21 protein-coding genes, 1 pseudogene and 1 riboswitch are annotated in these 24,478 nt (G+C 30.4%); of the genes and pseudogenes, 5 read left to right on the top strand and 17 right to left on the bottom strand.

Going from position 1 to position 24,478, the window contains the following annotated elements; genetic code table 11:
* Nucleotides 1–79: 79 nt before the first annotated feature.
* From CC89_RS08415 to CC89_RS08440, 6 genes are all read right to left on the bottom strand, one after another.
* Nucleotides 80–616, bottom strand: coding sequence for a GNAT family N-acetyltransferase (locus CC89_RS08415; protein WP_035291028.1), 537 nt, complete (start codon nt 614–616; stop codon nt 80–82).
* Between the two features lie 412 nt (nt 617–1,028).
* Nucleotides 1,029–1,307: a CD3324 family protein gene (locus tag CC89_RS08420; RefSeq protein ID WP_035291030.1), complete on the bottom strand. Its 279-nt coding sequence runs from the start codon at nt 1,305–1,307 to the stop codon at nt 1,029–1,031.
* Nucleotides 1,308–1,632: 325 nt separating this feature from the next.
* Entirely contained in the window at nt 1,633–2,256 is a 624-nt protein-coding gene (locus CC89_RS08425; protein ID WP_035291031.1) for a DUF1847 domain-containing protein, read from the bottom strand.
* Between the two features lie 313 nt (nt 2,257–2,569).
* A complete protein-coding gene (locus CC89_RS08430; protein WP_035291032.1) occupies nt 2,570–3,805 on the bottom strand; it encodes a homoserine dehydrogenase in 1,236 nt (411 codons plus the stop codon).
* A 20-nt stretch (nt 3,806–3,825) separates the two neighbouring features.
* Nucleotides 3,826–4,689, bottom strand: a complete 864-nt coding sequence (locus CC89_RS08435) for a homoserine O-acetyltransferase/O-succinyltransferase family protein (protein WP_051931610.1) — start codon at nt 4,687–4,689, stop codon at nt 3,826–3,828.
* A 1-nt stretch (nt 4,690) separates the two neighbouring features.
* The gene (locus CC89_RS08440; protein ID WP_035291033.1) at nt 4,691–5,971 is read right to left on the bottom strand and encodes an O-acetylhomoserine aminocarboxypropyltransferase/cysteine synthase family protein; all 1,281 of its coding nucleotides are present in this window, start codon (nt 5,969–5,971) and stop codon (nt 4,691–4,693) included.
* 136 nt (nt 5,972–6,107) lie between these two features.
* Nucleotides 6,108–6,213: riboswitch (SAM riboswitch) on the bottom strand.
* 378 nt (nt 6,214–6,591) lie between these two features.
* Here CC89_RS08440 and CC89_RS08445 point away from each other — a divergent pair.
* Nucleotides 6,592–7,701, top strand: coding sequence for a DEAD/DEAH box helicase (locus CC89_RS08445; RefSeq protein ID WP_035291034.1), 1,110 nt, complete (start codon nt 6,592–6,594; stop codon nt 7,699–7,701).
* A 485-nt stretch (nt 7,702–8,186) separates the two neighbouring features.
* On the opposite strand, the pseudogene CC89_RS08450 reads toward CC89_RS08445, so the two are convergent.
* A pseudogene (locus CC89_RS08450) lies at nt 8,187–9,032 on the bottom strand (amidohydrolase family protein); the annotation flags it as partial.
* A 140-nt stretch (nt 9,033–9,172) separates the two neighbouring features.
* Here CC89_RS08450 and CC89_RS08460 point away from each other — a divergent pair.
* Nucleotides 9,173–9,526, top strand: coding sequence for an EamA family transporter (locus tag CC89_RS08460; RefSeq protein WP_286161319.1), 354 nt, complete (start codon nt 9,173–9,175; stop codon nt 9,524–9,526).
* On the opposite strand, the gene CC89_RS08465 is transcribed toward CC89_RS08460, so the two are convergent.
* The 3 genes from CC89_RS08465 to CC89_RS08475 form a co-directional block, all read right to left on the bottom strand.
* Nucleotides 9,512–9,976: a PucR family transcriptional regulator ligand-binding domain-containing protein gene (locus tag CC89_RS08465; protein WP_035291342.1), complete on the bottom strand. Its 465-nt coding sequence runs from the start codon at nt 9,974–9,976 to the stop codon at nt 9,512–9,514. The genes CC89_RS08460 and CC89_RS08465 overlap by 15 nt on opposite strands.
* A 178-nt stretch (nt 9,977–10,154) precedes the next feature.
* On the bottom strand, nt 10,155–11,900 hold the full coding sequence (locus CC89_RS08470; RefSeq protein ID WP_286161320.1) for an ABC transporter ATP-binding protein: 1,746 nt from the start codon (nt 11,898–11,900) through the stop codon (nt 10,155–10,157).
* Nucleotides 11,890–13,635, bottom strand: coding sequence for an ABC transporter ATP-binding protein (locus CC89_RS08475; RefSeq protein WP_035291038.1), 1,746 nt, complete (start codon nt 13,633–13,635; stop codon nt 11,890–11,892). The genes CC89_RS08470 and CC89_RS08475 overlap by 11 nt, the downstream gene beginning before the upstream one ends.
* Before the next feature lie 182 nt (nt 13,636–13,817).
* Here CC89_RS08475 and CC89_RS08480 point away from each other — a divergent pair, with 182 nt between their 5' ends.
* Nucleotides 13,818–14,543: a YybI family spore inner coat protein gene (locus tag CC89_RS08480; RefSeq protein ID WP_035291039.1), complete on the top strand. Its 726-nt coding sequence runs from the start codon at nt 13,818–13,820 to the stop codon at nt 14,541–14,543.
* Nucleotides 14,544–14,907: 364 nt separating this feature from the next.
* Here CC89_RS08480 and CC89_RS08485 read toward each other — a convergent pair whose 3' ends face one another.
* Together CC89_RS08485 and CC89_RS08490 are read right to left on the bottom strand one after the other, a co-directional pair.
* Nucleotides 14,908–15,684 (bottom strand): nucleotidyltransferase domain-containing protein, encoded by a 777-nt coding sequence (locus CC89_RS08485; RefSeq protein ID WP_035291040.1) that lies wholly within the window; start codon nt 15,682–15,684, stop codon nt 14,908–14,910.
* 150 nt (nt 15,685–15,834) lie between these two features.
* Complete coding sequence (locus CC89_RS08490; RefSeq protein ID WP_035291041.1) at nt 15,835–17,178, bottom strand: helix-turn-helix domain-containing protein; 1,344 nt, start codon at nt 17,176–17,178, stop codon at nt 15,835–15,837.
* Nucleotides 17,179–17,354: 176 nt separating this feature from the next.
* Here CC89_RS08490 and CC89_RS21430 point away from each other — a divergent pair, with 176 nt between their 5' ends.
* Nucleotides 17,355–17,501, top strand: coding sequence for an IS3 family transposase (locus CC89_RS21430; RefSeq protein ID WP_081896998.1), 147 nt, complete (start codon nt 17,355–17,357; stop codon nt 17,499–17,501).
* A 110-nt stretch (nt 17,502–17,611) separates the two neighbouring features.
* Here CC89_RS21430 and CC89_RS08495 read toward each other — a convergent pair whose 3' ends face one another.
* The 3 genes from CC89_RS08495 to CC89_RS08505 all read right to left on the bottom strand — a co-directional run bounded on the left by CC89_RS08495 (nt 17,612) and on the right by CC89_RS08505 (nt 22,077).
* The gene (locus CC89_RS08495; protein WP_035291042.1) at nt 17,612–18,931 is read right to left on the bottom strand and encodes an APC family permease; all 1,320 of its coding nucleotides are present in this window, start codon (nt 18,929–18,931) and stop codon (nt 17,612–17,614) included.
* A gap of 11 nt (nt 18,932–18,942) precedes the next feature.
* A complete protein-coding gene (locus CC89_RS08500; RefSeq protein WP_035291043.1) occupies nt 18,943–20,640 on the bottom strand; it encodes an FAD-dependent oxidoreductase in 1,698 nt (565 codons plus the stop codon).
* A 174-nt stretch (nt 20,641–20,814) separates the two neighbouring features.
* The gene (locus CC89_RS08505; protein ID WP_035291044.1) at nt 20,815–22,077 is read right to left on the bottom strand and encodes a YeeE/YedE family protein; all 1,263 of its coding nucleotides are present in this window, start codon (nt 22,075–22,077) and stop codon (nt 20,815–20,817) included.
* Nucleotides 22,078–22,610: 533 nt separating this feature from the next.
* On the opposite strand from CC89_RS08505, the gene CC89_RS08510 reads away from it, so the two are divergent.
* Nucleotides 22,611–23,501 (top strand): LysR substrate-binding domain-containing protein, encoded by an 891-nt coding sequence (locus CC89_RS08510; RefSeq protein WP_035291045.1) that lies wholly within the window; start codon nt 22,611–22,613, stop codon nt 23,499–23,501.
* Nucleotides 23,502–23,694: 193 nt separating this feature from the next.
* Here the strand turns inward: CC89_RS08510 and CC89_RS08515 are convergent, their stop codons facing one another.
* Both CC89_RS08515 and CC89_RS08520 read right to left on the bottom strand, forming a co-directional pair.
* A complete protein-coding gene (locus CC89_RS08515) occupies nt 23,695–24,225 on the bottom strand; it encodes a YeeE/YedE thiosulfate transporter family protein (RefSeq protein WP_353601160.1) in 531 nt (176 codons plus the stop codon).
* Between the two features lie 9 nt (nt 24,226–24,234).
* Entirely contained in the window at nt 24,235–24,468 is a 234-nt protein-coding gene (locus CC89_RS08520; RefSeq protein ID WP_035291047.1) for a sulfurtransferase TusA family protein, read from the bottom strand.
* Nucleotides 24,469–24,478: the final 10 nt, after the last annotated feature.

Here is a 24,478-nt window from a genome sequence, read left to right on the forward strand (position 1 = left end):
ATGTTCAAAGACACTGCGTTTAAATCAAACCTTAAAAACAATTATAATTCATGCACTCCTTTTTATAAACATAATAATTCTATTTAATGCTTTTTTGCATTTGTAAAATTTTATATTTTTTATTTGCTATTTCTCCTTCACATATATGAAACGTTTTAAAGTTTAATTTTTCATACACCTTTATTGCTCTTTTATTAAATGCAGCAACACCACATCTAACATATTCTCCTTTGTAGTCATACTCCCTTACCGCAAAATTAATACATTCTGAGACAAATTCTACTCCTAATCCTTTGCCGCACAATTCTGGTTTCAATCCCCATCCAATCCACATTTCATATATATTTTCACAATTATTTCTAACTATGCTATATTCAACGTATCCGTCATCTTCAGATGATTCATCTTCTTCTGTAAAAAATTCTATTGTTAACTCTCCTAAAAGCTTGTCTTGCTCATTTAAAACTGCAAATCTTCCTACTCCCCAAGTTTCTTTACACAACAAAAATTCCTCTTCATTTATGTAGTCATATATATGATATTCCCCATTATATTTCCAATTATCAATCATTTCCTTTGCATATTCCAAGTTCATTGGAACAAATTTAAATTTCAATATATCCCCTACTTTCTAATAAATTCTATTACTTTTGTATTAAATTTACACAATGCTATTTCTATAGTTTACTTATCTATAAACATATGAAACTTCATATTACATTAGTCCAATATTGCTGCCAACTCCATGACTATAAGTGTTTTCTCATTTTACATAGTAATCACAATATCATATCAGTTAATTCAACCCCTTTCGAAAATCCTAAATCATGATAAACCAGAATGAGAAGGCATATTACTATTTACAAAAATTATATCATCTGTGAAATTAACCTTATATGTACAAAACAGTTCTGTATTAAAGTAGAGCAAAAAAAGAACGCATTATTACCAGATATAGTCTAATAATAATACATTCTTTCATATGATATTCAAAAAAATATTTTATATCTTTATTAAACATTCCTTTATCAGGAACATAATTTTCTCTCTTTACTTATAATTTTTCTAATACTTTGTTCTGATAGGAAATATTCTTCAGATAACTTTGAAACTTTATATCCTCTAGCATATTTCTTAAAAATTTCATTATTTCTTCTTTTGAGGCTATTTCTAGTTCCGTTTTTTTCACCCCATGATTTTTGATTTTCACTTTTTCTAGGTATATATAAATATTCCCCATCTATATATTCTTGAACTAACTCTATTATCTCCTCTGGTAACACATTATGTGCTTTAACATATTTCATGCCTTTGCTCCTCCTTAATTTTTTTTAAATTAAAATTAAGGCAAAGACCCATGAAAAAGTAAATCTATGTATTACATAGGAGCCTAGTTTTTATTTCAGCTAATAAACTACATTAGGCTCCAAGCAAAGCATAGCTGACTGAGTCATTACGGTCTTTGCTTGAAGCATTTTGTTTACTGCCGAGTAAAATAAATTATAGCTTCTCATAATTTTCATAAAAAATCACTCCCTTAAGTTGAACTATCATATAATAAGATTCCTATATATTATATTATACATAAGTTTTTTATTTCCTCTTTATTTTAAATTAACCAATACCTCGCTATTATTTATACAATTTATTTTTGTAATATCCATCTGATAGATACAATGCTCCTAGAGGGTTATGAGCTAGCACTCTATCCTTAACTGCAAAAACAGTTATAGGTGCATTAGAATATTTTATAAACAGCGAATCATGGCCTACACATAATCCCATAATAATATTTAAATCTGTTTGAGCTTTATTTAGTAAAATAGCCTGTCCAATAGGATTACACATTGGCTCATAAGTACCCGCTCTTACCTTTTCATTATCTTTAATATTTAAAAATTCCTTAGGTATACTTCCATTTTTACACACTACGGAAATAACCTCAAATCCATTATGCTTTAAGATCTTGCACAGCATTTTTGCTTCATTGCTTAAACCTACACAAAAGGCAACCCCCAGTTTTTTAAAATTACACTTATTTGCAAAATCCATTATTTCTTCAAGTCTTGTTTTTTTACAATATCCTTCTGCTTCAACTAATGCAGAATTATATGCTAATTTATTATTTTCATCTTCAAGGTATAATTTTCTTATCTGTTCTTGTTGTTCTTTTTCATTACATGGACAATTATTAGGTAATTTCTGAAGTTCTCCTATTTTACAATGATGTTCACTGCACATAGCGCAAGTATACATATTATTATCCCTCACTTTCTTTACAAACACCTATAGATATAAATTTTATAGTTTTCTCAGATAAAACTCCCTTAATATTAGCCTCTTTAGTGATTTAGTCTATTGCTCTTTATTCCTATGCTCCTAATTAGATACATATTCCTTATTTAATAAATTATATCATATAACTATACTAATTACACAAATTAATAATTGCTTGTATATGTATGAAACTATATTAATGAAAATTCTTTTTTATAGCCATAAAGTAACTGATACTTATGATAAAGCAGTGAAAGAATAAAGTTCTTTCACTGCTTCCCATAAAATATTATTAACTAGCCATAGCATTAAATTTCATTAGTCTTTTCACGTTATAAACATATGGATAACTCTTAATATTTTCTACGCTCTTCTCCATATCCACTTCTGAAGATACTCTAACTACAGCTGCTATTTCTTCATCCTTTTTTGAATACACATCTAGTATTTCATGAAAGTTTGATTTTAATAACTCTCTTGTTTTATCAATATCACTAGTAAATATTCTTAATAAAGCTTCACATTCATTAGGAAAATATTTCTCAATTGAATAGTTATTATATGAATAATTTATACTTCGAATAAAATTTTTATTGATTATATCTGATAAATCACTACAAACTGCAGACGCTGTTGGAAACATTCCTGCCCCCTTACCTGTAAAGGTAAGTTGACCCACAGCATCCCCTTCTAAAATAACAGAATTAACTTCATTGTTTATATGGAAAAACTCAAGCCTAGAGTCCACTAACATAGGTTTAACTACTCCATATACCTTATCACCTTTTTTACTACTGTAACCTATTAGCTTTATACAGCAATTTTGCTTTTTAGCATATAAAAAATCCTCTTTATCTAAATCTGATATTCCTTTAATTACCATATCTTTCCAATATACTTTCCCATTAAATGCTATAGAAGCTAATATTGCTAACTTTCTTGCAGTATCATAACCCATAACATCAGATTCTGGATTTGCTTCAGCAAACCCAAGTCTCTGAGCTTCCTTTAATGCATCTTGATAATTTACTCCTTCATGATACATTTTTGTTAATATAAAGTTTGTTGTACCATTAAGTATACCTTTAATTGATAGTATATTATTGCCATTTAGTGATTCTACTAATGGCTTTATTATAGGAATTCCCCCAGCTACAGCTGCCTCTAATTTTATTGTTACATTATTCTCTTTAGCTATTTGAGAAAGTTCGTTTCCGTATTCTGCAATCAAATCTTTATTGGCGGTTATTACATGTATACCTTTTTTTAATGCCATTTTTATATATTCATTGGCAGGATTAATGCCACCTATTACCTCAATAATAACATCAATATCTTCTTTAAAAATATCTTCTATACTTTCTGTTACTAATGAAAAATATCTTTTATTTACATGCTTACTTTTATCCCTTACCAAAATACGTTTTAAAGTAATTTGATTATATAACTCCACATTCCTTTTTGCTTTTTCAATCAATTCCACAATTCCTGTCCCAACTACCCCATAACCCAATAATCCATAATTCATAAATTTTTACCTCCATTTAATTAAACATAATATTTAACCCAATTACTAAATAAAACATTACCTTCTTTTTTCCAACTATAAAACGGTTCTTTTTTAACATTGTCCATTGGAAAATAATTTTTAGGCATTGAAACATCTATTCCTTTTGATAAATCTCTAAGATACTCTTTTTTTAAAACATCTCTGTCATACTCAATATGTCCTAACATAAAAAACTTCTTCTCATTAAATAATAAAAGCTCACCTACTTCTTGAGAGTACAAAAGTGTTTTAAGATTATGATTATTTTTTAAATCCTCCTTTAAAATCCCACTATATCTGGAATGAGGACAGTTTACAGGAAAATTTAGGTCTTTTAAAATCCGCTCTTCCCTAAGCTTATGATGTTTGTATATGCCAAAAGTCTTTTTATTCATAACATAATTTCTAATACCATAATAATGATACATTGCAGCTTGAGCTGCCCAGCATATAAAGAAAGATGTTTTTACATTTTCTTCAATAAAATTAAATATATCTTGAAGCTCCCTCCAGTAACTTACATGTTCAAAAGGCAATTTTTCTAGAGGTGCTCCAGTTATAATTATTCCATCTAACTTTTCATTCTTAATATCCTCAAGCGTTTCATAATTATTTTTTAAATATGACATTGAACTATTCTTACAACTATAATTTATAATTCTTAAAAACCTCAAATGTACTGATTTATTTATAGAATTAAATAATTTTAAAAACTGTGCTTCCGTTTCCTGTTTATTTGGCATTAAATTTAAAATTCCTATGCTTTTTAAATTCTCAGTTCTCTGCAACCCTAGTGAGTAGTCTATACTACCCTTTTCTAAAAGCTTCAATCCTTCAAAAGGCTTATTTAGGTATATTGTCATATTAACTTATATAATTAAGAGCTTGTTTAAAGTCCTCAATTATATCCTCTATATTTTCAATGCCCACAGAAACTCTTATCATTTCAGGGGATACTCCTGCATTAATCTGTTCCTCTACAGATAATTGCCTATGAGTTGTACTTGCAGGGTGAAGCACAGAAGATCTAACATCACCTATATGAATTACTAAAGCTACTAATTTTAATTTTTTAATAAACTCCTTTATATCTTCTTTAGACCCTTTAATTCCAAAAGTCAACATACCTGAAGCTCCATTTCTCAAGTATTTGTTGCTCCTTTGAAAGTTTATATTATCCTCCAACCTAGGATAGTTTACCCATGAAATTTTAGGATGCTTTTGAAGCCATTTTGCTAATTTCAATGCATTTTCGCTATGGGCCTTCATCCTTAAATGAAGAGTCTCTAAACCCAAATTGGTTAAAAAAGCGTTAAAAGGAGACATAATATTTCCTATATCTCTTAATAATTTAACCCTAAGCTTTGTTATATACGCCTTTTCTTTAAAAGCTTCTACGTACTTTAGCCCATGATAACTTAAATCTTTTTCTACCATTGATAGAAATTTGCCATTATCCCAATTAAAATTTCCTCCATCAATAATTATTCCTCCAACTGATGTAGCGTGGCCATCAGCATATTTAGTGGTGGAATGTATTACTATATTTGCTCCAAGCCTCAAAGGATTGCAATGATAAGGTGTTGCAATAGTATTGTCTACTATAAAAGGTATATTTGATTTTCTAGCTATAGATGAAAACTTCTCAAAATCAAGAATATTAAGACCTGGATTTCCAATGGTTTCTCCAAAAATTAATTTAGTATTGTTCTTTATAGAACATAAAATTTCTTCCTCTGAAGCCTCTGGATTTACAAAAGTAGTATGGATTCCTAATTCCCTTAAGGTAACATTTAAAAGATTGAAGGTTCCACCATATAAAGTAGATGCTGCTAATATATGATCTCCTGCTTTACATATATTTAATACAGCTAGTAACGTAGCTGATTGGCCCGAAGATGTGGCAACTGCACCAACACCTCCTTCAAGTAATGAAAACTTTTCTTCCAAGGCTGCTACTGTCGGATTGCTTATCCTAGAGTACATATGCCCTTCTTTACTTAAGTCAAATAACTCACCTACATAATCTGGATTATTGTAGTAATAGGTGGTATTTTGAACAATAGGTAATATCCTTGGCTCTCCTACTTTAGGCTTATAGCCTTCCTGAATACATAATGTTTCAAATGACAATTTTTTTGACATAAAAAAACCCCCTTTAAAATAATAAGGAAGTCTTCTAACAAGTAGCAACATTAATGATTTAAAACCTTTTATGAAAATAAAAAAACTATTTTCCATAAAAGATAGAAAATAGCACGATAACAATATTTTCAGCTATCTCTTATCTATCAGGATTTCCTGCAGGATTTAGCACAATTCTAGCCATTTAGGCTAGCTGTTGCCAGGTTTCATAGGGCCAGTCCCTCCACCATTCTTGATAAAAGACTAATTATTAAATTATATATAATATATACTATACTTAATATTCTGTCAATATGCTTTTTTATTTTATTTTTAATTGATAACCTTACATAATAAGTTATCACCTGATAATTTTTTTGAAGAAATCATCCCAGTGTATACTTCATAATAAGTATACAGATGTCAATCAAGTATACTTTATCTCACTTTTTATTATACTAAAAGTATGATATACTTAGCTAGTTTGTATAAAACAAAGCTTAGCTAAAATAAAATTTTTATTCTACTGAAATATGAATCTCACGTCACATATCAACTAAAAATAATATTACAGCTATTATCCATTGGATAAATATTTATATAAATACAAAATATACTTAAAAGTTGAAAGGTAGATTATTATGATAAAGTTTAAAGAACTAGGTCTTAGTGATGATATACTAAGCATACTTAAAGCTCAAAGAATTAGTGAACCAACACCAGTTCAAGAACAAAGCATCTTGATAATAAATAATGGTCATGATGTTATAGCGGAAGCTCAAACTGGAACTGGAAAAACCCTTGCATTTCTATTGCCAATGTTTGAAAATATGTCTCCTAACATAGACACAATTCAAGGTTTAATAGTAACACCAACAAGAGAACTTGCCATACAAATAACTCAAGAAGCTATGAAATTAAAAAAAGCTAAGGATTTAAATATATTAGCTGTATATGGTGGTAAAGATATAGGCTCTCAACTAAAAAAGCTTAAAGGTAATATTCACTTGGTAATTGCAACTCCTGGTAGACTTTTGGATCATCTTAACAGAAACACAATTAATCTCGACCATTTGAAAACATTAGTATTGGATGAGGCTGACCAAATGCTTCTTATGGGATTTAAAAATGAAGTCCGCTCCATTATAAGTCATACACCAAATAACCGTCAGACCCTATGTTTTTCAGCCACAATGAACTCTGAAGTTAAAAAACTTGCCTATAAAAATATGCATGATCCAAAACTAGTTATGGTAGAAAAAAAGGAAGTAACTCTTGAAAATATCAAACAATTTCTAATAGAGACCACTGATAGAAGGAAACAAGAAGACTTGTGTAAAATTTTAGATGAGGAAAATCCATTTATGGCCATTATCTTTTGTAGAACCAAAAGAAGAGTTGATAATCTTGAGGAAGATCTTTATCAAAAAGGCTATAACTGTAAAAAACTCCATGGTGGTATATCTCAAGCAAAGCGTGAAAAAGTAATGAAAGCCTTTAAAAATTTAGAGATTCAATATTTAATAACTACTGATGTAGCAGCTAGAGGACTTGATATAACTGGAGTTACTCATGTTTTTAACTATGATATCCCTGAAAACGCTGAGAGTTATATACACCGTATAGGTAGAACTGGAAGAGCTGGTGAAGAGGGCTATGCCTTCCTATTTGCAGCACCAAAAGATGAAACCACTTTAAATGCAATAGAAAAGGAAATTCAATTAAAAATCTCTAGAAGAATTTTAACATAACAACTTACGGTATTTAGTAATTTTTCATTTTAAAAAAATATAAAATACGCATCCTATATAAAACAAAAGCCATGCATAAATCGGAGAATACTTTCTATTGTACGCATGGCTTTCTATTTATAAAAATTTATATGTATGATTAACCCACAATAAGTATTACATTGCTTGAATTATGAAATTTCTCTGGAATGAGTTGCATAAGAAGCGAAGGAACTATTTAAATTTAATTTTAGAAATTCTTCTTTTAGACAGATAAAATTATCGTAACCCTTAAAAGGACGCCAGGCTAGCGAACCTGAGGCAGGACGCTGAATGTGAGCGTTAGATAATTTTATATGGCTAAAAGATTAGAATTTCTTAAATTAAATTTATTGTTCCAAGCTCTTATGCAACTCATGGAGGAGAAATTTCATAATTCCATTACATTCTACCTTATTGTGGGTTAATCATATGTATTTATTTCAATAATCTTTATAATATAGTAATTATTTTAATAAAGAAACTTTTGTATCAATTACTTCTGGTTCTCTTTTGAATAAGAACTCACCTTTTCTAACAGAACAGCTGATTCCTACTCTTTCTAGTATAGCATCAAATTCATTTTTTGCATTTAATACTATAAAGTTAGCATCTTTACCTAGTTCTATGCCATATTTATCCTGTATATGAAGAGTTTTTGCACCATTTACTGTAATTAAGTCTAAAGCATTGTTAATTTCTTCAAAAGACATCATATGACATATATGAATTCCTGCATCTAATATGTTCATTAAGTTTCCATTTCCCAGTGGGTACCATGGATCTGAAATTGAGTCTTGTGCAAAACAAACATTTATATCTGCATCATTTAATTCCTTAACTCTTGTAAGTCCTCTTCTCTTTGGATATGTGTCATATCTTCCTTGTAAGTGAATATTTTCAGTTGGGCATGATATGAAGTTTAGGTTTGATAATTTTAATAGTTTGAATAGTTTAAAAGTGTAGGCATTATTGTATGAACCCATAGCACAAGTGTGGCTTGCTGTTGTAAGTTCACCGATTCTATTCATATAAGCTTCTGCAGCTAGTAGCTCAACAAATCTTGATTGTTCATCATCTGTTTCATCACAGTGAATGTCTATTAATTTGTTGTATTTCATAGCAAGTTCTACAGTTTTCTTAACTGATTTTTCTCCCATTTCTCTTGTGAATTCGAAGTGAGGTATAGCTCCTACTACATCAGCACCCATTTTTAATGCTTCTTCTACTAATTTATCTCCATCTCTATATGAATACATACCTTCTTGTGGAAATGCTATAATTTGAATATCAACAATATCCTTTACTAGTTCCTGAAACTGGAATACTTGCATCAGCTAAATCTTCTTCAGCTGCAAGAGGAAAAATAATGGTTGATGACGTTGTTCCAAATATCGTAAAAATAATTGAAGAAGCTTTCAAATAAATCTTATAGAAAGAAGTAGGTATATTTATGAAATTAAAAGGAATAATTCTCACAATGCTATCCTCTATTACATTTGGTTTCGCCTTTACTCTTGGACCTATGACCTATGGTGCTGGAGGAAGTAATCCTGTAACATTAACCTTTTTGAGAAACTTTTTAAGTCTTCCATTTTTATTAGCTATTGTTTTACTATTAAAGGTTGATTTAACAATAACAAAAAAACAACTCAAAAACTTAATAATACTAGGATTTGTTGGGAATGCAATAACAACATTGATGTTGAATATAGCTTTTGCACATATAGATGTAGGAATAGTAACTCCAATCCATTTCACTTATCCAATATTCGTAACACTTGGATGTGTGCTATTCTTCATGTAACTGATCCTGTGAAAAAATAAGAGATTCTAAAAAATGTTTTGCATTTTTTGCTTCTTCCCTCTTTTGTTCTATTTTAAACAAAATTTCTTGTGTAATATCAATTAATTTGATATCCCAAGGCATTATAAACATAGGAAAACCTTCTTCATTTGCCCTATCTACCACATTTTGAGGTATAGCATTTGTACACTTATTATCAATCAAAATCACAATGCCAGAAAGCTTCTTTTCAATACACTCTTTCAATAAAGCTAAAAGACTGTTATCCTCTTTTCCCATATCTGTGTAAGTAACAAATATCAATTCTCCTCCATAAAGCCACTGAGAAATTGACTCTGTCATTCTAACATAAGGCCAAGAAATTTCACGATTCAATCCCTTCTCCCCGGCCAATAGCTTTGCCTTGGAAAAATTTTTAAGTTGAAATAAATCCCTACAGCAGAGAGCCATAAAATCATTCCTTCTTTCTTCTTTTGTTTTTTTAATTACTTTTAAAATAGTACTAATAATTATTATTTAACCGTAAAATTCAAATAATTCTTCAACTGCTATATGAAAAACCTTTGCTATATCCATTGCCAATTTTAAATATGGATTAGCCTTTCCATTCGATACAAAATTTATAATTTTAACTCCAAGTCATTTTCTCTAGTGCAATATGACTGCGATACCAATCATCTTTTTGTAAAAGTTCTTTAGGAGAACCTGCACTTTTAACCCTGCCATCCTCCAAGATGACCACTGTATCACTGGCAATCATAGATGATAAACGGTGAGATATGGACAATATTGTGTGGGCTTGACTTGCCTTTTGCAACACAGACACTATCTTCTCTTCAGTAATAGAATCAAGATTAGCTGTAATCTCGTCCAGAAGAAGTATAGGAGGATCTGTCACAATGGCTCTTGCTATTGCTAAAAGCTGTTTTTGTCCCTGTGAAAAAAGTGTGTCGCTAGTTACTTGGGTATCTATGCCGTTTTCCAAGGTTGCTATATAATCCGTAAGCCCTACAAAATCCAAAACATTTTCAATTTGTTTCTTTGTAATATTATTGTCCTGAAGACTAATTTGCTCTGCTACTGTTCCCTGTATAATATGAAAGCTTTGATCCACATATCCAAATATTTTACGTTTTTCGGAATTTGGTATTTGGTAAACATCAATGTGGTTTATTGTTATGTTCCCCTCTGATGGCTTAAGAAGTCCCATAATCAACTTGAATAATGTAGTTTTTCCAACCCCCGTTCTCCCTACAAAGGTAACCTTCTCATTTGATTTTAAATTAAGATTAATATTCTGGATAACATTATTGCCATCTTCATACTGAAAAGTAATATCATTAAATGATAATATCACTTCCCTATCTATGGGAATAATATGTTCTATCTTTAATTCATTCTTCTTAAAGTCATCCTCAGCTTCACCGTAAAAATCATCTACTCTACGGATACCTGATAAAGCCTTTTGAATATTTTGCAGTTCCATTCCCAAATTTTCAATTGGTGCAAACAAGTTAGATATTAATTCAATTGATGCTGCAACCATTCCTAGAGATATTCCCAGATAATTTAGTTGTTTAGACGATAATACTACAATAAACCCAATAACAGTAGCACGAATGAGCTGAATAATTGGAGAAAATATAGAATCATAAAAATTTACTTTCTCAATTGTTTTGTAATTATCAAACAATTGCTTAGTATAGTTCTTTTCCATATAATTCTCTTTGCTGTAGGATTTAATCATCTGTACATTCTTTAAGCTTTCAGAGATATGATTGTTTACCCTGCCTACCAATATTCTATTTTCTATATGAGCCTTAAGCATTCTCTTTTGAAAAAGTCGAGTAATACCGTAAATAAAAGGTAGCAATATTAAAATTATCACTCCAAGCTTTGAACTGAACATCCAAATTGAAACTACAATACCTATAATCTTAAAGCAATCAACCATCATTCCGATAATACCACTTGTAAACAGTGAATTAATTGCGTCCACATCATTTGTAAACCGTGATACAATTGTGCCTGAACCATTTGAAGAAAAAAAACTCGCATTTATTTTTTGGAGTTTTTTCATCATTTCACTTCGTATTTCTTTTGTAATTTTTTGTCCCAAAACCGTAAGGACAGCCTCTTTAATGAAGTCAAATATTGCAATAAACAATAATATAATAATATAAGCAACCGCTAAAATAAACAATTTATTAAAGTTTTTTGGTACCAAATTATTATCAATTATATACTTCAAAATTTGAGGAGGGATTAAACTTGTAAGAACAACGCCACAAATAGAAAACACTAACAGTATACTTATGCCAATATTGTTTTTAATTACTTTAATCATAGATTTTTTTATTAAACTATTTCCCATCATTTTTTCCCCCATCTGTACGCTGTAAATTAAATATTGTTTCATAAACTTGCGATTTTTTCATAAGTTCATTATGGGTACCGTAATCTACTGTTTTGTTGTTATCTAACAATACAATATGATTTATTCTACTAAAAATAGCCAAACGGTGTGAAACTAGAATAATCAAACTATCTTTATAATTTTTTCTTAAGTTCTTAATGATTTTTTCTTCTGTCTTCATATCCACCGCTGAAAATGGATCATCTAATATTATAATTTTATTTTTATTAATAAGAGCTCTTGCCAATGCTATCCTTGCCTGCTGACCACCACTTAATTTAATTCCACTATTTCCAACTAAAGTATTTTGCCCCTGAGGCATTGTTTCCAAATCTGTATCAAAGCAAACATTTTTTAAAACAGAAGCAATATCTTGCCTACTTCCTAAAGTTATATTGTTATAAATGGTATCTGAAAGCAACTGGGGCTTATGACCTAAGTAAGAAATCATCTGACTTCGCTCATATTCTGAATAGTCTTTTAATTCCTTACCATCTATTTTTATGCTGCCTACATATGGATATAATCCAAGCAAAGATAGTGCAAGTGTAGATTTACCAGAAGCAATGGGACCTGTGATGCCTATAATTTGTCCCTGTTTTCCTTCAAAACTAATATTTTCAATTATATTTTCCTTTCCCTCTTCATAACAGAAGCTAAGATTTTCTACTGATAATACTGTGCTCCTCTTATTTATTTTAACAGTAACGTCTTTACTTTCATATTCCGTAAGATATGGTTTAATACGCCTCCATGACACTTGAGATTTTTGTACAGAATTAAATAGTTTAGCTGCTTTACTTGCCTTAATTGCCATGGCAGTAAACATAGCTATGTAGGTGGAAAACTCTCCTACACTCCAACTACCATTAATCACCTTTTTACCTCCTAAATAAATTACCATTATTATTCCAACCATTGCTATCACATGATATATGGGTTGCATAGAATTTTCTAATATATTGGCTTTGATAGCCTTATTCTGCAAATCTTCCAATTGCTCATTATACTTCATTCTGTTTTGTGACTCCATACCAGTGACACGATATAACATAACATTTTCAATGGCATCATAGGTAATCTGTGCTACCTGGCTGCTTTTTTCACGAAAAGCAATGGAGTACTTATAAATAACACTTTTTAATTTTTCGGCAAACAACATTGCAATAGGAATAAAAAGAATAGATAACATAGTTATTTTAACATCATAAATAATCATTGATATTAGATAAGATGCCATGAGAACGCCTGTATCAAATACTTCTGTGGTGAACTTTCTCATTCCCTCCACGCATAAATCCACATCGGAAATAGCTCTTGTCATTAGATCACCTGTATTTTCATTATCAAGTTCAGAAATATTTTTATGTATTATGTTATTGTATATCATAAACCTCATAGTAGCACTGGTACTATTGGCAAAACGTCTTATATAAAAGCGCTTAAAATATCGAAAAAGTTGAATAATTCCAATAAGAGCAACGTAGGTAACTGCAAGTATTATTACAGAAGATAAGTCAGCCTCATGAACAATAGAATCTATGAGTTTTCCTTGATATATAGGTCCTAAAATAACCGTAGTATTGCACAGCAATCCAAATATTATAATACAAGTTACTACAAATTTTTCTTTTTTCCAGTAATTAATAATTTTATCTGGTTGCTTCATAGGCTCGATCTTTAATTTCGACATATTAAGTAGCATCCCCCATCGCATAATAAAAAATTAGCACTAATAAAAGTCCTTGCACTAAAATTATACATTATTAGAAGCAATTTTTCTATTGAAACATATTCACTCATGTAAACTATTGTAACAAGTTTTTTTATTACTTCATAAGATATTTTATAGTGCTATAATCTTAAGGAGCTTTTATGTATAATCATTGTTTTAAATCTGATATTATAAGTCCAAGTATTATATTTATTGCAAGAGGAGATGTAAACGGTGATAGGATACCTGACAATTTATATCTAATTGGAACAAGAACCCCATCAAGTAATTTTATTAAAAACATCACTCTTATAATCCAAGATGGGAGAACAGAGAACATTATAAAAATACCTCTAAAAGAAAATGCCGGATATAATCCTAGATTACTTTTGGGAGACTTTACTGGAAATGGTACAAAAGATATATTAATTAGTATTGATTCTGGCGGAAGCGGTGCAATAATGTATCATTATATTTATTCTTTTATTTTTAATACACCACAACTAATATTCGATTTTGATGTATATAACAAAGAATATGAATATGATGTTACTTTTAAAAACAACTATAAAGTCGAAGTAACAAGCAATAAAAATAATGAAAAATACATTATAGACATATCTCTTAAGGAAGATGATTACTTAAATGAAATATACTATGAGAATGGTAACCTAAGAAATCCAATTAGCGGATTTGTAAATCCCCTAAGCGGCTTATATCCTGTAGATTTTAACTCTGATGGAATATACGAACTGTTGGCTTATCAAAAAATAGCTGGAAGATATAATGCAGATTCTCTAGGCTATGTTTTGAATACGCTAAAATGGCAATATAATAAATTTGTTTTAGACAATCAAAATGTAGCTATCTGGGGAGCACAACAATAAATACTACTATATATTGTGCTGAATTTAAATTTTCAGAACAATATATAGTATGTAAATTTTTTAATGCCACAGCCCCATTTTGGAGTTACATCAATCCTCTTTACACAAAGTTAAGGTACATGAAAATAAATAACAAGTCAAAGATGCAGGTATATTTTGTGTCAGACAAGGCAGCAGTTTCCGCCGCTAGTAAACCTATCGGTGGGTTCTGTTGACGCAGTATGACGCAAAATAGACTAGCATACTGACTTGTTATTTATTTGAATGTGCCTAATACCAAATGTAGAGTTTACATAAATTATTTTAATTTTAAATTCTATTTATTTATAAAAATGTAAACTGCGTAGGAAACTATTACTTGATACTACAATAGCTTTTCTAAATGAATACCTTCTAATTCCTCAACTACTTCATTAAACCATTTAATTGTTTCTTCATGTTTATGTTTCAAATCTTCGCCATCCTTAATAAAGTAAAACTCATTAAGCTTTTTTACCACTTCTTTTGGCAAATCATAATATACATATCGTGTCCTAAAATCAAATCTATATGGACTATACCTTATTCTTATAGCTTCTAGCAAAAGGCTTAAGGAAAAATTATTGTAAAATGCCACTGCTTCAATATAATTCTTTCTATTAAGTTCTTTATATATCAAAATCTGATATATATTAAATAAGCTTTTAATTTTCTCTAATCTCTGCTCTAGTTTTTTTGCAAATTCTTTTTTGTCAATGCTCTTGTATTTAGTTACATTTTTTTTATCAAAGTGAACAAAGACCTCTCCATGTATTTCCTTTTGCAAAAATTTATCTGGTGCACTATGCCTTACAGCACAAATTTCCACTATAAGGAATTTGCTTGCATCTTTTAACTTGTACACCTTTTGATATGCTCCTTCACTCATAGGTTGGGAACATTCATATGTACTTTCAATTGGCGATAAAGTTTCTAATGCCTTATCAGTTACATTAAATATTTCTCTTACTTTGTCATCTTCCACATCAACTGCAATATCAATATCTGACCATTCATCCACACGTCCAAAGGCCGCTGAGCCACATTGCCATGCTGCATAAACATAATCTAGTGGTTCTATGGAAGCAACTATACATTTTAATATTTCCTCTCTCTTTAACATAATTCTCCTCCTCATGATTATTGTTTTTCATCTTTATTTTTTTAATAAATTGTTTTTTCATCTTTCTCTATAAGCTTTAATTTTTTTAATATACTCTCTCATTCTTAAAGTTTCATTTTTAATAAAGCACAACTCTTTTTAATAAGTTTTTTATTGCCTTGATAAAAGTTTTAATTCATTTGCCTTTTTTAATAATGTATATGCTGTTTCATACTCTTCTTTTTGTGAATATATTTCACTTAAACTTTCATAGGCAAAACCTAAATTCATATATGCATATTGAACAATACCTTTATATTCTAAAGTTATATAAATTTCTACTTCTTTTATAAAACTTTCTATTTTACTAACGGCCTTATCATATTCCTTTAGTTTCCCATAAGCTAATCCTTCATATATTTTTCCTGTTAATATATAAACACAATCAATTATATGAGGAATTTTATGTTTATAATCTATTTTTGAAAAATCTTCAATAGCATTATTATAGTTTGATAATAAATAGTTTGCCTTTCCATGTTCCACATAATAATAAAAGGATTTTTCTCTTGCGTTAATTTCTAGTAACTCTAAATATTTCAAAGCTTCACATGGCTTATTTATCTTATTTTCATATTTAGCATAATTATGATATATCTTTGCCAAATTTAATTTATTATCGGTAAACTCTCCATATTGTTTTGCCTTATGGGCATTTACAAGAAACTTTTCATATTCTTCCCTCATAAGATATATTATTGCTTCAATTCTATAAGCATCATCTATATAGTAATAAATATTATTTTCATTAGACAAAATAATAGATTTCTCACACATCTCAATTGCCTTTTGAAATTCACCTTTTGCAAATAAAATAGCCGGCTGTGTAATTAATAACTTAATTTCTAAAAAAACATCCCTGCTGCTAGATTTATCATATAAACTCTGTGCTTCTTCTAAAATATTTCTACATTTATCATAATCATACTTTTCTAAGGTTTCCCTACATAACTTCATATATGCCCTTGATGCATCAATGTATAATCTATTGTATTTATATATTTCACAACATAAATTAATAATCTTTGTTCCTTCTTTAAATTCACTTAAAGCCACATGACATGACCCCAATCTATATAGTATATCTGCATATAATTTACTTTTTTCCTGAAATTTATATATATCTAATAGATTATTTGCTTTTTCCTTAGCAGCTTCAAATTTATTGCTTCTTAGGAAAACATCTATCTCTTCCAATTCCTTTAAAATTTTATTAAATGGTAAACAATTGTTGTCTATATATTGGGCGTCTTCTTCTTCATTTTGCAGAAAATAAGCTATTGGCGTATTTAGCTTTTTAGCAATATATTGCAAATTTTTCATAGAAGGATTGGCATGCCCATTTTCTATATGACTTAGCATACCTTTGGTCATTTCTGGCTCTGCAAGTTCTGCTTGAGTCATACTGAGCTCCTTCCTTAATCTTTTTATTTTTTCTCCAATACTTAAATTCAATTTTCTCTCTCCTTTTAAGTATATATACTATACTATTTAGTATAGTATAATTAAAGTATACTTTCAAGTATATTTAGTATAATTTAATTATACTTTGTTTTATATTAAAGTTCTAATATTTAGACTTTCCTTATTATTTTACTTTATTTTTGTTGTCTACAATTAAATAGTCGTAAATGTATTACATTGAAAACTTCTATTATTTTGATAAATTGCATTTTGCAATTGATAAGTATACAGAGTTTTACAATACCAGAAGGCTTCAAGCAACGTTAAAAGGTCTGACTCCGATAGAATATCGAAATCAGACCTTGGTATCTTAATTTATATTTTTTACCTGTCTACTTGACAGAGGGCAGTTCATTCTTTATAGTCTTTTCCTACCTTATTTGTTAAGTTTATAATAACTTGTTTGAAAACACTATTGTTCAAATTATTTCATGCTATTTGAATATCTTTTATAGTAAAAGTATCCTAACACTGCCCATAAAACCATTAGCAGCATAGATGGACTGCTTAATCTTGCAGGGGAACCTGGTATAATAAGTAATCCTATAAATACAAGACTTATAAAAGCACCCACTAATGAAAAATATCTGTCCAGTCCTATTGAATGTTTAAAACTAATATAACATACATAAAAATATGCTACAGCAGCTAGTAACGATGACATATCTACTATATAGATAATAACCTCTCTACCCAACCAAGGTGCTATTAGACTAGCTAAAGCTACAAATTTAACTCCATTGTCAAATACGCCATTTTGATTTTCCTTATTGTACTTTGCTGGAATAAGTCTATATCTAGACAACGCTCCTATGAGCTTGCTGCTGCCTAACATAAAGCCATTTATTCCACCAGCCACTGCCCCAGCCAGTGATATTATAAGCAACATAAATCCTATATATCCCATATTATTCAGTACGGCAGTTCCTAGAGCCCATTGTTCCAAAAGCGCTTTCTCTGGAGTATATACCAAACCAGTTGTAATATTTAAAAGATTATAAAAAAGCACTCCAGTGAATATAGCTAATACTGCCATTCTTGTAGCTTTTGCAGGTTCAAAACTTAACTCTGTAGACACTTGTGGTATTACATCAAACCCCACAAATAAGAAAGGAACTATTGCAAAAATTTTCGCAACCTCATTAATGTTAAACTTATAGTTAACAATATAGTTATTCATAATTAAGCTATGGTCTGTCTTTATGAACATGAAAGTAAATACTAAAATTACATTTACCACCATCAATAAGATCATTATGTTCTGTACTCTAGAACTGAACTTTAGTCCCTTAATATTCACATAAGCAAACACTAAAATTATTAAGCTAGCAATAATAATCTCTGACAAATATACAGGATAACCAGCTATGTTATATAGATATCCAAAATCCATTGCTGTACCAAACAACTTCTTAATTACTAATACGAATGCTGTAGCATTCAATGGAACCATGCTTATATAACATAAAGTCAGAGACCATCCTACTACAAAACCATTGACCTTACCCATATTTCTATAGGTATAAGAGAATTCTCCTCCATCTTCTTGATGATTCTCCATCATGATGTGATATCCCTTTTGTATAAAAAGAATAGCAAGGCCACCCAGTATAAAACCCATGGCCGTACTAATGATACCACTTTCATGAAGAAACTTTGAACCAGGGAGAGTAAATGATCCCCATCCAATAATAGATCCTAATGCTAAGGCTAGTATATCTATTCTGTTTAATTTTTTTCTCATAAAATCAACCTTTACTTAAAGTTATATTCTGTAACTATCTTTGCTCTTCCTGTTACCTTATCTTGGTAATATTCATAGCAGCAAATTCCTAGATAAGAACCTGATATATTGATCACATTATCATATCCAATGTTTTGTAGTGCCATTATTGCATTATAGCTTCTTTGGCTTGAGCGGCAATGTAAGTATACTGGCTTATCTTTTGGAATTTCATTCAATCTTTCTCTGATTTCACTTAATGGAATATTAACTGCATTTTTAAGATGCCCCGCTTCATATTCATGCTTCTCTCTTACATCTATGATAAATGCATTACTTTCCACTAGTTCTCTAACCTTTGTTACTGAAACTTGCCTAAACCTACCATATAATAGGTTTAGTCCTACTAATGCTGCATGATTCACTACATCCTTGGCAGTTCCAAATAAAGGAGCATAACATAGCTCTAATTCCTTTAAATCTTCTAGCGTTCCACCCATTGTAATCATTGTAGCAATAACGTCTATTCTCTTATCTACATTTCCTCTTCCTATAGCTTGAGCTCCAAGTATTCTTCCTGTTGGATATTCATATATAAGTTTAAAATGCATTGGGTTATTATTTGGCATCAAACCAACTTTATCTCCTGGAATTACATATGCAAAATCGTAAGAAATTCCCGCTGCTTTTGCAGTTTTTTCATTAAATCCTGTGCATGCAGCTCCTAAATCAAATATTTGGACTACAGAGGAGCCTATTACACCTTTGTTATTGTGAGGAATATTATACATATGATCAGCTGCTGCTCTAGCTTGTCTTTGAGCAGGACCTGCTAGTGCTAATCTTGAAGGTTTTTGGCTCATACGGTTATAAACCTCTATAGCATCACCTACAGCATATATATTCTTATCATTAGTTACATAGTTATGATCAACTTTTATACCTCCAGTTACACCTATTTCAAGTCCAGCTTCTCTAGCTAAACTAGTTTCAGGACAAACGCCAATAGCCATTACTACAGCCTTTGCAGGGACATTTTTGCCTGATTGTAACTCTACAGAATCCTCATTTATTTTCTTTACTCCATCACTTAATATAAGATTAACTCCCTTGTCTATCATCTCTTTGTGAAGTATTTGAGCCATATCATAATCAAAAGGATTCATTATCTGATCTAATGCTTCTATTAAACTTACGTTTTTGCCTGCTAGACGTAGGTTCTCCGCTACTTCTACTCCAATAAATCCACCACCAACAACAGCTATATCCTGAATATTATTTTCAATTATACTTCCTTTAAGTTTCTTTATATCAACTACATTTCTTACGGTGAAAACATTTGAACCATCTATTCCTTCAATGCTTCTTGGAAGAATTGGGTTAGCCCCTGGAGATAAAACCAATTTGTCATAGGACTCTTCATATTCTTCTCCTGTAAGAAGATTTTTCACTACTATTTTCTTTTCTTCTCTCTTTATCTTTATAACTTCACTGTTAACTCTAGCTTCAATATTATATTGCTTTTTAAACTGCTCCGGACACATTAAAACTAAGTCATCACCATTTTCTACCATTCCACTTAAGTGAAATGGTAAAGCACAGTTAGAAAAAGATACGTGAGGTCCCCTTTCAAACATTATTATTTCTGCTGCTTCATCAATTCTTCTTGCTCTTGCTGCAACTGAAGCTCCTCCAGCTACTCCACCAACAATTAAAATTCTCTTACCCATAATTTAACGCCTCCTATAATTTTAATGAAATTAGCCAATGTAAATGTGCATATGCAAAAGCCATAAATATTTTCCATTGACTTTAGATTATAAAGTTTCATCTATATGTATAGAAACCTAGCAGTCATAGACTGCTAAGTTATGTGTTTACAATTTATTTAAATGACTATATTGTTACTTGAACCACTTTCTTGCACACTTATTTCCTACAATACCACCTATAACCATGAAAATTAAGAATATCCAACCGGAAAGTGAGAAGTTTGCAATAGGTGTATATAATGCTCCTACGTTACATCCGTTTGCAAATCTAGTACCTAATCCCATAGTGATTCCACCTAATGCAAATAGTACTACTTCCCTTACTGTAATGTGCATCTCTGACATAAAGGTCTTCATGAACTTACCAGCTGTTAGCAAATATATTGCTGTTCCTAATAGTATTCCAAAATTCTGAACTGAAACCGCATGTTGAAAGAATGGTAGAGCGTATGCCTTTGCTGGCATTTTTGTGAAAGCTGCTAATGTTTCTGGTGAAACTCCAAATATCATTAAAAATTTACCAAACCAAATTCCATAAGGAGTAGATGCTCCCCATCCAGCTTTAGTAACACCCATAAGTAGTGCAAATAATATACTGATAACTACAGCTCCTTGTACTAAAGTCCAAGGTTTAGAAAATATTCTATTATAGTTTTCCTTACTTAAGAACTTATATTCCTCAGTGTCGAAAGTTTCATTCTTATCTTGTAATTTTTCCATAGTGTGTCCATTATAAGTGTTATTCTTCTTACGATTTCTTTCATAAGCATAGGCAATAAATACAACAATTCCACAAAATATAGCTGTTAGTACTAATGCACCTAAATAGCCCTCAAGTCCATCCCATTTAAATAGGTCAGGCATGAACACACCACCTGCTAATTTTTCACCTACTGGTGTCGAAAACCAAGAGTTCTTAATCCAATCAGCAGTATTTTGTATAGGGAATCCTAAAAATACACCTAATCCAAAGAATATTAATGTAACAAGTGCCCTAGGTAAACCAGTTACTAGATCTGTAAGTACCCCTGAAGCGCAGCAGGATGAAAATGACATACCAAATCCAAATAGAATTCCACCAACAATTAAGCCAAAATTAATTGGATTTATCCAAAGATCGTATTTAGTTGGGTCCGCTTTAAACAAAAATGCGGTAGTTAATAAAGATGTGATAAAGAAAAGAAACATAAGAGTTCTCATTAATTTCGTTGATCCAGTGTTAAATGCACGATTTACACTGCCTGCAAATCCTGTGTAAGCTCTAGACAAAGCGTAACCAAGTCCTACACCCACTAAAAGTCTAAAAAATAGCATGTCCGTTTTTAAAAATGTCTTACCTAAAATTAATACTAATAAAATTCCTATAAATCCTAAAATTTGTTCAGTCTTCTTCATTTTTTTCCTCCTTATTCTTTAAATTATTTATGTTGTGTGATTTTTTTAACGGATATTAACATAACATAATTGTACTCTGCTCACTTAACCTAAAAGATATTACAAATATGTTAACTAATCTAGTCAATTTAGTCACCTAATACTTGGATAATAAAATAAATTTATGTATATTTTTATAAATTTGAACTGCGCAATTTTGTTTGTTAATTATCTATCAAAATTATATTACATATTATTCATGTTTCATAGAAAGTAAATGCTATATACTATAACACTTTCCTTTAGGTACATGAAAAGAAATAACAAGTCAAAGATGCTGGTATATTTTGTGTCAGACAAGGAAGCAGGTTCCGCCTTTAGATTACTATCGGCGGAACCTGCTGACGCAGTATGACGCAAAGTAGACTAGCATACTGACTTGTTATTTATTTGAATGTGCCTTAGCTAAATACAAAATGGACTAACTTGAATAAATATATTTATTTCTGTACAATAATAGGGTAGATGTATAACTATTTTTAGGATGTGATTTTATGAATCTTGAATACCTTCAATCATTTTATATGACAGTAAAACATAATAGTATTTCAAAAGCTGCTCAAATTCTTCACCTTACCCAACCTGGACTCAGTGGACAGCTTAAAAGTTTAGAAAATGAACTAGGTGTAAGTCTTTTAAACCGAAGTAACAAAGGTGTTGAGCTAACAGAAGAAGGAAAGGTTGTATTTAACTATGCAGACACTCTACTTTCTATCCAAGGAAATATTAAGAGAGATTTGATAAATTTGCATCAAGACCGACCAAAGTTAATGATTGGTGCTTGCAAAAGTGTAGGAGAATATGCTCTACCTTGTAGTATTTTTACTTTTAAACACTTACACGAAGAAGTGGATATTCGTATGGAAGTAATAAATTCAACTGAAGTTATCCAAAAGCTGCAAGAACATACAATTAACATTGGAATCATCCAACACGCTCCCAAAATAGATGGTATCGTTACTCAGCCTATTATCTCAGATGAACTTCTCTTGGTGGGAAATAGTAATAATTCACCTAAAAAAATTTCTAAAGAAGAATTGAAAGAGATTCCCTTAATTTTACGTGAAAATACTTCTGGCACTAGATATGTGATTGAAAAATCATTAAAAGAAAATAAAATAAATGTAGAAGATTTAAATGTGATTTATGATTTAAACTCTCCAGAAGCCATTAAATCTTCTATACTTTCAGGAAAAGGTTTTTCATTTTTACCCAAGTTAGCAGTTGCTCAAGAACTAAAAAAACACACAATTGAAACAGTTCAGGTAGATGATTTAAGAATTTCTTTTAGCTATTACATAGCTTCAAGAAAAAAATATACCTTTACAGAATACGAGCAAATGTTTGTAGATTTTATAATTTCCAATAAGCGAGGTTTTTGTTAAAACCTAGTCCACCTCAATGCTTAAGTGGTTATAATTTAGTTGCCGCCTGTATTCAGTTCCTAGGTTCTAGATACTGGATTCTAAAAAGAATGTCTAATGGACTATATTAGTAATATAACCTAACACCTAAAACCTAGGAATTAGTACATAACTAAAGACCATTAAAAATAATATATTAAATAATTTTTCTCATTTATATAAAAAATCGAATTAAAATCTTAACTCCTACCCATGTACCAATTATAACAAAAATTCCAAAAACCCAAGCATGTAAGGAAAAGGATGGTATTCCACTAAAAAAAGCTCCAATATTGCAGCCAACAGCAAGCCTAGTTCCATATCCCATCATAATCCCTCCTATAAGGGCAAATATAAGCTGCTTTTTACTCTTTATTTTCTTCCATTTGAATTGTGAAGCTAATAATGTTGCAACTAGAGATCCTATAACTACACCTATATTCAAAATTGTATATTGGTTAATAAATACATTTTCATGCAAAATCACAGGAGAATAATAGGACTTGAAATGGCTAAAATACTGCCAGTTCAATGGATTTAATCCAACCCATTGTAATACACCAACTCCCCATAGCAAAAAACCGCTAGTTATTTGCCAACTCACTCCAGTTAAAGCTAGTAAAATCACATTCATTATTCCTAATAATATTCCTCCTACCCAATGAGGCCAAGGTTTTTTAAGATATTTGCTTATAGACTTCATCATATATCTCTCCTATTTTTCTTTTGGCTTTTGAATATACACTTCCCATTCTCCTGCACCCAGCTCAAGAAGCTTTACAGGATATTTTTTTTCTGTTGCCCATTTCTCTATATCAATGGCCACACAACTATGATCAGAACTAAGAATCAAAATATCTCCTGGTCCCATTGTCTTAAGTTCCTTCATAGCCCGTAGCAAGGGTACTGGACATAATTCACTTAAACAATCTAGTTTTCTTACGGTCATATGAAATTCC

Origin of the sequence: Clostridium sp. KNHs214 (genome assembly GCF_000744935.1) — a bacterium.
Lineage (GTDB): Bacteria > Bacillota > Clostridia > Clostridiales > Clostridiaceae > Haloimpatiens.